At 58.2% G+C, this 9,353-nt stretch carries 13 protein-coding genes; 7 read left to right on the forward strand and 6 right to left on the reverse strand.

Annotated elements, in window-relative coordinates; translation table 11 throughout:
• On the reverse strand, nucleotides 1-339 hold a 339-nt coding region (locus CXY73_RS23355; RefSeq protein ID WP_158253959.1), incomplete at its 3' end, for a helix-turn-helix domain-containing protein.
• Nucleotides 340-639: 300 nt separating this feature from the next.
• On the opposite strand from CXY73_RS23355, the gene CXY73_RS00480 reads away from it, so the two are divergent.
• Entirely contained in the window at nucleotides 640-1,149 is a 510-nt protein-coding gene (locus CXY73_RS00480) for a DinB family protein (RefSeq protein WP_104176441.1), read from the forward strand.
• A gap of 383 nt (nucleotides 1,150-1,532) precedes the next feature.
• On the opposite strand, the gene CXY73_RS00485 is transcribed toward CXY73_RS00480, so the two are convergent.
• From CXY73_RS00485 to CXY73_RS00500, 4 genes are all read right to left on the reverse strand, one after another.
• Nucleotides 1,533-2,171 (reverse strand): ATP-binding cassette domain-containing protein, encoded by a 639-nt coding sequence (locus tag CXY73_RS00485; RefSeq protein ID WP_104176442.1) that lies wholly within the window; start codon nucleotides 2,169-2,171, stop codon nucleotides 1,533-1,535.
• A 1-nt stretch (nucleotide 2,172) separates the two neighbouring features.
• Nucleotides 2,173-3,699 carry a hypothetical protein gene (locus CXY73_RS00490; protein WP_146071545.1) on the reverse strand — a complete coding sequence of 509 codons (1,527 nt, stop codon included), beginning with the start codon at nucleotides 3,697-3,699 and terminating at the stop codon, nucleotides 2,173-2,175.
• Entirely contained in the window at nucleotides 3,696-4,505 is an 810-nt protein-coding gene (locus CXY73_RS00495) for a hypothetical protein (RefSeq protein WP_146071546.1), read from the reverse strand. Before CXY73_RS00495 ends, CXY73_RS00490 begins: the two co-directional genes overlap by 4 nt.
• Nucleotides 4,506-4,580: 75 nt before the next feature.
• Nucleotides 4,581-4,976, reverse strand: a complete 396-nt coding sequence (locus CXY73_RS00500; RefSeq protein WP_104176445.1) for a hypothetical protein — start codon at nucleotides 4,974-4,976, stop codon at nucleotides 4,581-4,583.
• 462 nt (nucleotides 4,977-5,438) lie between these two features.
• On the opposite strand from CXY73_RS00500, the gene CXY73_RS21285 reads away from it, so the two are divergent.
• The 4 genes from CXY73_RS21285 (at nucleotide 5,439) to CXY73_RS22430 (ending at nucleotide 6,843) form a co-directional block, all read left to right on the forward strand.
• Nucleotides 5,439-5,801 (forward strand): hypothetical protein, encoded by a 363-nt coding sequence (locus CXY73_RS21285; RefSeq protein ID WP_146071547.1) that lies wholly within the window; start codon nucleotides 5,439-5,441, stop codon nucleotides 5,799-5,801.
• Between the two features lie 181 nt (nucleotides 5,802-5,982).
• Nucleotides 5,983-6,135, forward strand: a complete 153-nt coding sequence (locus CXY73_RS21725) for a hypothetical protein (protein WP_158253960.1) — start codon at nucleotides 5,983-5,985, stop codon at nucleotides 6,133-6,135.
• A 133-nt stretch (nucleotides 6,136-6,268) separates the two neighbouring features.
• Nucleotides 6,269-6,652: a hypothetical protein gene (locus CXY73_RS21290; protein WP_146071548.1), complete on the forward strand. Its 384-nt coding sequence runs from the start codon at nucleotides 6,269-6,271 to the stop codon at nucleotides 6,650-6,652.
• 53 nt (nucleotides 6,653-6,705) lie between these two features.
• Nucleotides 6,706-6,843: a hypothetical protein gene (locus CXY73_RS22430; RefSeq protein ID WP_233198054.1), complete on the forward strand. Its 138-nt coding sequence runs from the start codon at nucleotides 6,706-6,708 to the stop codon at nucleotides 6,841-6,843.
• A gap of 454 nt (nucleotides 6,844-7,297) precedes the next feature.
• Here CXY73_RS22430 and CXY73_RS00515 read toward each other — a convergent pair whose 3' ends face one another.
• On the reverse strand, nucleotides 7,298-7,744 hold the full coding sequence (locus CXY73_RS00515) for a hypothetical protein (protein ID WP_104176448.1): 447 nt from the start codon (nucleotides 7,742-7,744) through the stop codon (nucleotides 7,298-7,300).
• Between the two features lie 333 nt (nucleotides 7,745-8,077).
• On the opposite strand from CXY73_RS00515, the gene CXY73_RS00525 reads away from it, so the two are divergent.
• Nucleotides 8,078-8,413: a hypothetical protein gene (locus CXY73_RS00525; protein ID WP_104176450.1), complete on the forward strand. Its 336-nt coding sequence runs from the start codon at nucleotides 8,078-8,080 to the stop codon at nucleotides 8,411-8,413.
• A gap of 209 nt (nucleotides 8,414-8,622) precedes the next feature.
• On the forward strand, nucleotides 8,623-9,312 hold the full coding sequence (locus CXY73_RS21730) for an IS30 family transposase (protein WP_255411331.1): 690 nt from the start codon (nucleotides 8,623-8,625) through the stop codon (nucleotides 9,310-9,312).
• The last annotated feature ends 41 nt before the right edge of the window (nucleotides 9,313-9,353 follow it).

The raw sequence follows: 9,353 nt of genomic DNA on the forward strand, positions 1-9,353 counted from the left end.
CGGGCTGACCCGCATCTCCTGCCGATCGGGAAACACCGCAGCCAAATAATCACTGATCTGTTCCGGACTCCATTTCAGGCACAATTTTTTCTGCACCAAAAGCGCCAGCTCCAGATGGTCGAATTTGCTGGCCTTCGGGCGACGTCCACGAAGTTCGGCCTGCCTCTGCGCCGCATACGGGGCATACTTCGTCCGTGCCTGCGGGCCAGTCTTGGACCCGCCTCGAGCCAGCTCCCGACTGATCGTGGCAGCAGACCGGCCCACCAGAGCAGCGATCGCCCGCACGCCGGTGCCAGCCAGGTGCAAGTCCGCGATCTGCAGTCGTTCCTCCAAGGACAAGTACCGCCCAGACTTCTCTGCCTCAGGAAGAGGGATCCGCCCACCCGTTGCTTGACGCCAACGCCGTCCAGTTCGTCGATTCACCCCGACAGCATCGCACGATGCGGTCAGCGTCGAGCCTTGAGTGATCAACACCCAAAACCGCGCCTGTTTCTCAACCAGCTCATTCTTCAACCACACGTACAACACCTCACAAAAATCGAGTGTTGCGACGACCGGTTAAATCCGCCGTTCGGCTTACGGGCATGCCATCGTCGAGTTCCCTTGCGACGCGTCTTCGCCTCCTGGGAGGATGAGCGAATGCGAATCGACCCTGATCCCAATGGTGCGGAGTTCGGCATGCTCTCGCAGTACCTCGATTACCAGCGTGAGACGTTGCTTTCGAAGACCGACGGACTGACCCGTGAGCAGCTGACACAGAAGCACTCCCCATCCGAACTCACCCTCGCGGGTCTGCTGTTCCATCTGGCGCTGACGGAAGAAGTCTGGATGGAGGTTCGCTTTGCTGGCCTCCCTGATCGAGAGCCATGGGCCAGCGTCGACAGGGACGCCGATCCGAACTGGGAGTTCCGCACTGCGGCCCTCCTTGAGCCGGTGCAGTTGCGCAGCCGCTACCGCGAAGCCTGTAATCGGAGCCGGGAAGTCGTGCTCACATCGACAGGCTTGGATCAACTATCGGTCAAGGCGCTGGGCGATGGTCGCAACTTCTCGCTCCGATGGGTGCTGCTACACCTTGTTGAGGAGACCGCCCGTCACGCCGGCCACGCCGACTTTCTGCGCGAAGCGATCGACGGCACAGTCGGCGAGTAGCGAACCGACACGTAAGAATCATCGCCACGGGACACATATTGGAACAGCATCGGCCACCCTTCGTCCCTCGGTGGGTGGCCGCAAATCTATCGCGTTCAAGGCCCCTCAAATGGGCACCAGAGAATCTGGTTCTGCCCCGGGCTAGGGTGAAGACGTGCAGCTATTCCACAGCCTTGTTCAAGCAATTGAGACGCCGCGACTGCGGATTAGGCCTTGGCGGCCTTCAGATAGTGCGGCCGTACGAGGGCTGTGGCTCGAACGAGATCCACGATCGACTCGCGTCATTGATGCCCAGGGTCGGTCGACTATTGATGACATTCCCCGGAATTGACCCACGGTTACGACACGAGAGCCAGTTAATAATTTGCCCCTCTACGCAGCGGTCAGGCGGTCTGTTCTAGGGAGTTTGCCCGAATTCGGAAGACGTGATCTGCGAGGAGATCCATGTCTTCGCGGTTGTGGCTAGTGAAGATTACAGTTCGGCCCTTGTCTCGGTAGCTGGCGAGAAGATTCCGGACGAGTTCGACGCTGTCCACGTCGAGGGCATTGAACGGCTCATCGAGCAGCAGCACTTGCGGTTCTTCCATGATGGCCTGGGTGAGGGCTAGTTTTTGTTTCATGCCAAGGGAGTAATTTCTGACGGCCTGTTTAGTATCAGGTGCCAGCCCGACAGACTTCATGGCGGTCCTGATCTCGTCATCCCCGATGACTGCCCGGATTCTAGCCAAGTCACGGAGATTGTCCAACCCGGTTTTCTGTGGAAGGTAACCTGGCCGGTCGATGATGACGCCGAAGTTCTCGGGAAAGGTGCGATTTTTCGACATATAGGTGGGATCAATGGTTACTGTGCCCGAGTCGGGGACGATGAAACCACAGATCAGTTTGAACAGAACCGATTTCCCGGACCCGTTGTGCCCGACGATTCCGTAGATCTTGCCGGCATCAAAGGTAGCGTTCACGTTCTCGAACAGCGTGGTTCCTTTGAACGATTTGGTGATTTTCTCAAGTTGGATGACAGCCATATCAAACCCTTTCGTTGAAAAATAGTTTCGGACTCTTGACGATCAGAAGTGCACCCAGCAGAAGGGCAAGACAGTAGACACTCAGAACAGCTGTGATGCGGAGGAGTTCTTGTCCACCGAGCCCAACGTACCCAAGGCTGTTCAGGGCCGCTGGCAGCACCCGGGCACTATTGACGGCGGGCAGACCTGCCACGAGTAGGCAGCCGAGGGCAAATAGGCCCGCCATCGGCCGGCCGTTGAGCCATCCGATGACGAAGACCACAAGGATGTAACACAGTACTTGCAGCGTTCCGTTGATGAAGAACTGATAGAGCACCCAGCCTTGACCAAGTCTGAGATCAGCAAGCGCATTACCATCCGCGCTGGGGCCACCGGCCAACCCGATGAGCAGTGCACCGGCAAATAGGGCACCGAGAAGCAACGGTACGCGCGCCGCGACGGGGAGGATGAAACGGGAAAACCACCTGGTGGGTGAGCCGTGGCGCAGGGCCACGTAGTAGATACGTGCCTTCAATTCGTTCTCTAGCACCAGCAAGAACAGGTACGCAAAGCCCAAGAAGACAATGCTGTGGTAAAGGTAGAGGTTCCATTCAAACCCCTCAGCGGATACTCCATAGAACGCGACGAAGAGGACATCGGTTGGGGTGCCGACCTCGTTCCTGAGCTCGAAGGCCAGCGCATATATAAGGCCCAGAGCGCACAGCCCGACGTAGAGCAGTGTCGACAATGATCCCGGCAATCGCAAGGGAGTGCTACGGTGACGGCGGTCCTGGTATTGCACCCCGGCGACGCAGAGTCCGATCACAGCTATGACGGGTAAGAACACTAGCGCGACGGGGTCATACGCGGTGAAACTCCGGTGAAGCAGGAAAAAGTTCGCCAAATCTAGGAACGGGGCGGCCTCGATCCGGCTGCGAAAGGAAATCAGTTGCGCGAAGAATAGCGCTGCAGCGGCGGCGTAGATGACGACCTGCTTTGACGAGAGTAGATGTACCAGGGCCAGCACCATATGCAGGCATAGCAGTGTCAGACCCACAAGCATAAGCTGCAGGGCAAGTACGAGCAGGGGAGGGATGCCGTGGTTCGACACGAATCCCAGCACCTGATTGAGCGGATTCCCAACGGTGCTGGTAGCGCTCCAGTCTATGGACAGTGGTAGACCTGCTGCCGTGACCGTGGCTGAGACCAGCCAGATCAGCAGCAGCGGTATCAACCTCGCCAGGGCGTGCAGGGTCGAGCGATACAGCCATGAGCGGTAGCTGCCGAGCCTGATCAAAGCCGGCACGCTAAAGTGCCGCTGGATGGAAACGCAGGAGGAGTAGAGCCAGATTGGCACGAAGAGGTAGCTGATGTAGTACGGATCCAGCAAGAACGTGAGGATTTGATCCCACATGTTTAGGGGCACCATCAGCTCATGTGAAATAACCTGTAACTGCTGTCGTAGGTAGAGGCCGTAGACCATGCTGAGGGCCAACAGGGCCACGTGCCAGGGAGCGAAATTGAGGCTTCTTACGATGCGGTGTGTCACAAGAGGACGTCCAGCTCTCTAGTACGTCGCCGCACGTAGAGAGCAAGAGAAAGCGCCAAGACAGCCAGAACCGTAAACGGTACGAACGGGACCCAGAGTGGAAATTGGGTGAGGTTGAACGGAAAGACGATTGCCGGGGAGTATTGCGGGATGGTCAGGACAGCAAAGACGAAATTAGCAATGTGGTAGCCAATGAATGGGATGGACAGCGCGACAAACCGGTTCGGGACCACCAAGAGCAATAGAAAACCGATGGACGCATAGAGAGCACCATTCATCCCCAGCCACAAGGAGTATCCCAGGCCATAGGCCCACGGGCCGATGCTGAGTAGCTGGGAGAACGTGTTAACGGTGGCTGGGTACGCTTCGAGCTCTGCCGGCGAGAGCCCCACCATAGTTTGACGGTACGGGTTAATCACACCGACAGATGGTTCAACGACGAACGCCCATAAGAACGGAATGAACGCTGCTAAGAAGAAAGCAACGAAGGCGACGACAATGTTGGCAAGCGCTTTGCTTGTCAAATATCGCCTAATGTTTGAGCGGGTCCTTGTGTAGACGATGTAGCGATGGCTTAACTCATTGGAGAACGGTAGCGCATAGAGAGCTACAGCGATCAGCGGGAAGACCAGGGGCAGAGCGAAGGGTATGATCAAAGTGAAAAAATCCGCCGGACCGAAGAGGGCATATCCGTCGCTGATCGCTGTTGCGTAGACGCTGGGGAGGGCTAGTAGCGCCAGCAGCAATAACGTCACTTTCCAGGAAAGAAAAGTTTTTTTCAGGTCAGAACGAACGGTTTTCAGCAATTTAGTGAACTTCCCAAGAGAATGCGGTCGGTCCATGGGACCGACCGCATTCTCTCTATAGCTAGCGATTTGTTATTAGTTGCTCCTCCAGTCCCCCGTGACCTGGACATCGACCGGGGTGAAGGCGTCATTGCTGAACTGCACGCGGACGTATTGACCGTTTGCTATACCGTTGACTAGATCATGATTGGTTCCGTCACTGACGTTGCGTGCCCAACTGCCGGTGGCGCCATTGCTGGACTGCATCCGTGCGTCCACGAGATAGTCCCCCCCGACTGTGGCCGATTCGAGGCGACCCGTGGCACCGTAAATGTCCTTGACCTGATAACCGGTGTATCCACTGCCGTTGAACTTGCCGACCGTGGTGTTGTACGGCTCGTTGTCGGTTCCTGCCATGGCTGCTGTGGCTCCGGATAGCACGATGACGGTTGAGGTAATGAGACCCATCGTGATTCGTGTGGTCTTCTTCATAGGAATTCTCGTTTGAATCTTATTTCATGCCATCTTTGGCACGTTAAAAACGTATCATCCGGGCGAATAAAAACTCGAGGAGTCGACTCAGACCGGTTTGGCCCTTCTGGCCATCGAGACAAAAGTTGACGGCCACTTCATTTGCTATTGTGATCTGATCATCGGCGGGTCAACCCTGCAGGAGCCGGAAATCGCCTAAGAAACAAGATTCTGGGCCACGGTCCGTTCGTGGAATGCCGCTTCTTTTCGAGTGCTGGACAAGATCGGTTTCACCAGCAGCGGCCGGAACGACCCCGACCCGAACCGTGGTGACTCTGTCTGGATGACCGGGCCCCGACGTGACGACGCTCTTCCCACTCTCCCGGTCGCATGAGCGGTTCGCGCTCACGAACACAAATCGGCCACTTTGTCTACTCGGACTACCGCTGCACCGTGTGCGCCCGGTCTGTGGTTTGATCAGATATGAGCCGAAGTTTTCAGACTGGTCTGACAGCGATCCTCATTCTCGTGGCCTTGCTGTGCGGCGTTCCTGTTGCCGCTGCCGCCTATGAAGCACGAGCTCCTGGGTATCAATGTGCTATTTCCCAACAGGCACCCGCTGAGGCCGTGCTCGAGCGTGGGGCCACGGGCACCTTTTCCGTCTGGCCTGTCGGACTTGAATGCCGTTATCTAAGCGAAGACGGCACGGAGCTGATCGTGTCACCCGGCTGGTTCATCTCTGGACTGGCCATCGGAAGCCTGACAGCGCTCTTGGGGCTGTTCGTCCTGACTGCCCTGGCGATGGTTCAGTCAGCTCAATTGCGCAGCCGCACGGTCAACCGCTGACACCAATCCGAATCGACCCGTAGCGGGTTCCCCATACGGGCAACTCGCTCAGCGAATCGACTTGAGGAATCACGCTTCAACGCGCCCGGTGGGCGTCCCAGTTACGGGCCCCTGCGCGATGAGGGCGCTCGGCGCGAGAAGCGCTCGGCAGCGTGGTGCGGTCTCGCGCTAGTGTGCAGGAATGGGGAATCATATTTCATTGTGGGCGGGGCCGGTTGTCGCGGGCGTGTATGCGGCGGTGATGGTGCTGACGCTTGCGGTGTGGGATCCAGAAGCCGCCGTCCCGGGGCTCACCTATCAGGAGATCGTTGTGGGACTGGTGACGCGGGTGTGAACGCCAGCGGACACGTTCGCCGTGTCCGCTGGCGTCCACATCCCCACAGGCCCCGCTTATGCGCTGAGTCCATTTCTATATCCCGTGGAACTCAACACCCAGATTAACTACACCTACTAGAAGCGAGATTCGTATGTCATTCAGCATCAGCTCAGCCTCGTCGGTCGCGGGGCTCACCCCGAGTCGAACTTCTGCCACTCGTCCTATCGAAGGACTTTCGGGCGACAAACTCATGTCCGCTTTGACGGCATCTGATCGCGAGATCGTGTATCAAGCGACTGGGCGACGAGTCGATGAAAATTCAAATATAGTTTCCATGTTTGCAGTCGAAATTGCGCTAGACCGTCAGTCGGGATATCTTTCGGCTGGTCAGGAAATTTCGCCGGCGTACCTTCACCTGATGGCGACAAAGTATGCCGGCGACGAGTACTCGCAATCATTCGGTGTCGCCATCGGTAACGCATTGAGCTACCTTGCGGAACAATCACCCCGAACAGGCATCGACGTCACTGCGTAGGCCTTTTCGAGACCTCTGCAGAGTGGAATGCGGATAATGGGATCGTTGCATTAGTGATGGCGGTCGTCACGGTTCTCGTCACACTCTTCACAGATGCCCTCAGTGACGAGTTCATCGCGCTCGTGCAATTCGTCGCCCTGTTCGGGTCTTGGGCTGCAGCGAACAGCTATGCCACGCGAAAGCAACAGTAGGCATCATTTCGACGTCCGGCGGACGCCGATGAAGGCGTTTGCCCGTGCGCTCCTCTGGTTCTCCGAATTCGGCGTCCCGTAGGGGGTTCCCCTTACGGGAAACGAACGCCGGCGTTGAGCGCTGGAATCAGAGCACATCGCCCAAAGAAATGCCTCGAAGGCTATGGATCGCGAGGCGTCTCCTCATCCGAAGTCGTCCCAATATTTGGGGCGATACTTTGGCTGTGGCTAAGAGAGTTTCGAGGCGACAAATTTGGATCGCAAACCGACCAAAAGAATCGATCCCTGCGGGACAAGCTTGTCGCTGCGATCCCAGATGAATCGAAGTCGTCGGTGACACTGGTCGAGTACCCAGGCAAGGAACAGGAATCGCCCGTGGCAGCACCCCATCCCGACGGTGTTCAGCTCCAATAGCGATCCCGTTGCCATCCACGGTCTGACCTGACGCAGCTGCCTACGCGTGCGCGAAGGGCTCGATCGATACCCCCGGCGCTGGAGCCCGGAACCCTGGGGTATCGCAAGACACCTCGACGAGGTATATCCAGTTGTCACCGTCGAACCCGCCCGTCACTCGCAGCTGGTCGCTGTCAACCAGTCCAGCAAGCTGGGCCCCGTAGGCGAACGAGTCATGATCCGGGTCGAAGCTGGTGGCCGGAAAGGTTGACGTCCAAACCTGCGCGTAGCGCTCAGCGGTAGTCCACGTGCCCTCGAACGCATCGAAGGTGGGACGGATGGAGCCCGCGATCGTTTGGGTGATGCTCGACCACTCGGTGAGCGCGCCGCCGGACGCAGCGGCCGGCGACACGTTGGCATCCGTGGACTGGGAACCACAGCCGGTGACGCCTAACAAGAAAAGCAAGACCATCGAGAGAGCGAGCGCGATGCTTCGGATGCGAGCCATGCCTTCACCCTACGACCAGCGATGCTACGGGCGAGTCGGGCGCAGGTCTGACGGAGGTCGTTCCGTGTCGACGCGAATGCCCGTCCTCCAACTTGTCCCGAAGGGGATTCCACTTGCGGGATCACGCTGCGCTGGGAGCGTCGATCACTTGACAGTCGCCTCGGTCGATGCGAGAGACTGGGTGATGATGAACATTCACGCGCCTTCCCTCAGGGAGTTCGGATTTCTAGGACCACTCCGCGACGAGATCGAGCCTGACGACATCCACGGTCGCGGAATGCCAGCTGTGTGCATCACTGGCTCCAGATCCGTGTCGGAACTGTCGAGGGGGCAATGATTTCGGACAACAGAGACGACATAGAAGACATAGAAGACGATGCTCGCCACCCTGGCTGGCAGTTCGAGCTGCGTAAGCCAAATCATGGGACCCGCGCAGAGATTCCGGCCGTGGACATCCAACGGCTGAAGCGTCTGTGGGAAATAGTTCAGCGAGAGAAACGCTTTCCCGAGAGCGCGGGCCGGGAGATGGACGCATTGATCGAGAAGTGGGGTCTAGAGGGGTATTCAGCCGACCAGATTGCCGCAGCGACACAGCTACCGCTTGAAACGGTCGCTGAATTGCAGAAGATCCCGGGAGCCGGCGCCCACTTCAATTCCCGGCAGGCGTAGCAGGGCTGTCCTTGCAGTCCGCAGCGCGCCACCGACGGACGTCGATTCGTCCCGTAAGGGGTTGGCGGATTCAACCGGTCGTCGCAACACTCTATTTTTGTGAGGTGTTGTACGTGTGGTCGAAGAATGAGCTCGTTGAGAAACAGGCGCGGTTTTGGGTGTTGATCACTCAAGGCTCGACGCTGACCGCATCGTGCGATGCTGTCGGGGTGAATCGACGAACTGGACGGCGTTGGCGTCAAGCAACGGGTGGGCGGATCCCTCTTCCTGAGGCAGAGAAGTCTGGGCGGTACTTGTCCTTGGAGGAACGACTGCAGATCGCGGACTTGCACCTGGCTGGCACCGGCGTGCGGGCGATCGCTGCTCTGGTGGGCCGGTCTGCTGCCACGATCAGTCGGGAGCTGGCTCGAGGCGGGTCCAAGACTGGCCCGCAGGCACGGACGAAGTATGCCCCGTATGCGGCGCAGAGGCAGGCCGAACTTCGTGGACGTCGCCCGAAGGCCAGCAAATTCGACCATCTGGAGCTGGCGCTCTTGGTACAGAAAAAATTGTGCCTGAAATGGAGTCCGGAACAGATCAGTGATCATTTGGCTGCGGTGTTTCCCGATCGGCAGGAGATGCGGGTCAGCCCGGAGGCGATCTACCAGGCGCTTTATGGGGGCGGTCGGGGTGGCTTGCGTGGTGATCTGCATCAGCATTTGCGCACCGGCCGCGCCATCCGGCGTCCGAGACGGCCTGCTGCGAAGAACTCGGGCAAGATCCCGGACATGACCATGATCAGCGAGCGACCGCCAGAGGTTGAGGGCCGCGCCGTGCCTGGGCATTGGGAANGCCAGAGGTTGAGGGCCGCGCCGTGCCTGGGCATTGGGAATCTCAATGTCTTTGTCAAGCGGTTTTGAGCATCGGGATCTCGGCTGGTTCCTGGTAGAGGGTGTGGTCG

This window comes from Cryobacterium sp. Y50, assembly GCF_002929805.1.
Lineage (GTDB): Bacteria > Actinomycetota > Actinomycetes > Actinomycetales > Microbacteriaceae > Cryobacterium.

What these genes read in the sequence shown, in the direction of transcription:
- CXY73_RS00485 (WP_104176442.1), bottom strand. Translation starts at nt 2,171, where the DNA reads ATGGCTGTCATCCAACTTGAGAAAATCACCAAATCGTTCAAAGGAACC.
- CXY73_RS00480 (WP_104176441.1), top strand. Translation starts at nt 640, where the DNA reads ATGCGAATCGACCCTGATCCCAATGGTGCGGAGTTCGGCATGCTCTCG.
- CXY73_RS21725 (WP_158253960.1), top strand. Translation starts at nt 5,983, where the DNA reads ATGGGGAATCATATTTCATTGTGGGCGGGGCCGGTTGTCGCGGGCGTG.
- CXY73_RS00500 (WP_104176445.1), bottom strand. Translation starts at nt 4,976, where the DNA reads ATGAAGAAGACCACACGAATCACGATGGGTCTCATTACCTCAACCGTC.
- CXY73_RS00515 (WP_104176448.1), bottom strand. Translation starts at nt 7,744, where the DNA reads ATGGCTCGCATCCGAAGCATCGCGCTCGCTCTCTCGATGGTCTTGCTT.
- CXY73_RS00525 (WP_104176450.1), top strand. Translation starts at nt 8,078, where the DNA reads ATGATTTCGGACAACAGAGACGACATAGAAGACATAGAAGACGATGCT.
- CXY73_RS21290 (WP_146071548.1), top strand. Translation starts at nt 6,269, where the DNA reads ATGTCATTCAGCATCAGCTCAGCCTCGTCGGTCGCGGGGCTCACCCCG.
- CXY73_RS21285 (WP_146071547.1), top strand. Translation starts at nt 5,439, where the DNA reads ATGAGCCGAAGTTTTCAGACTGGTCTGACAGCGATCCTCATTCTCGTG.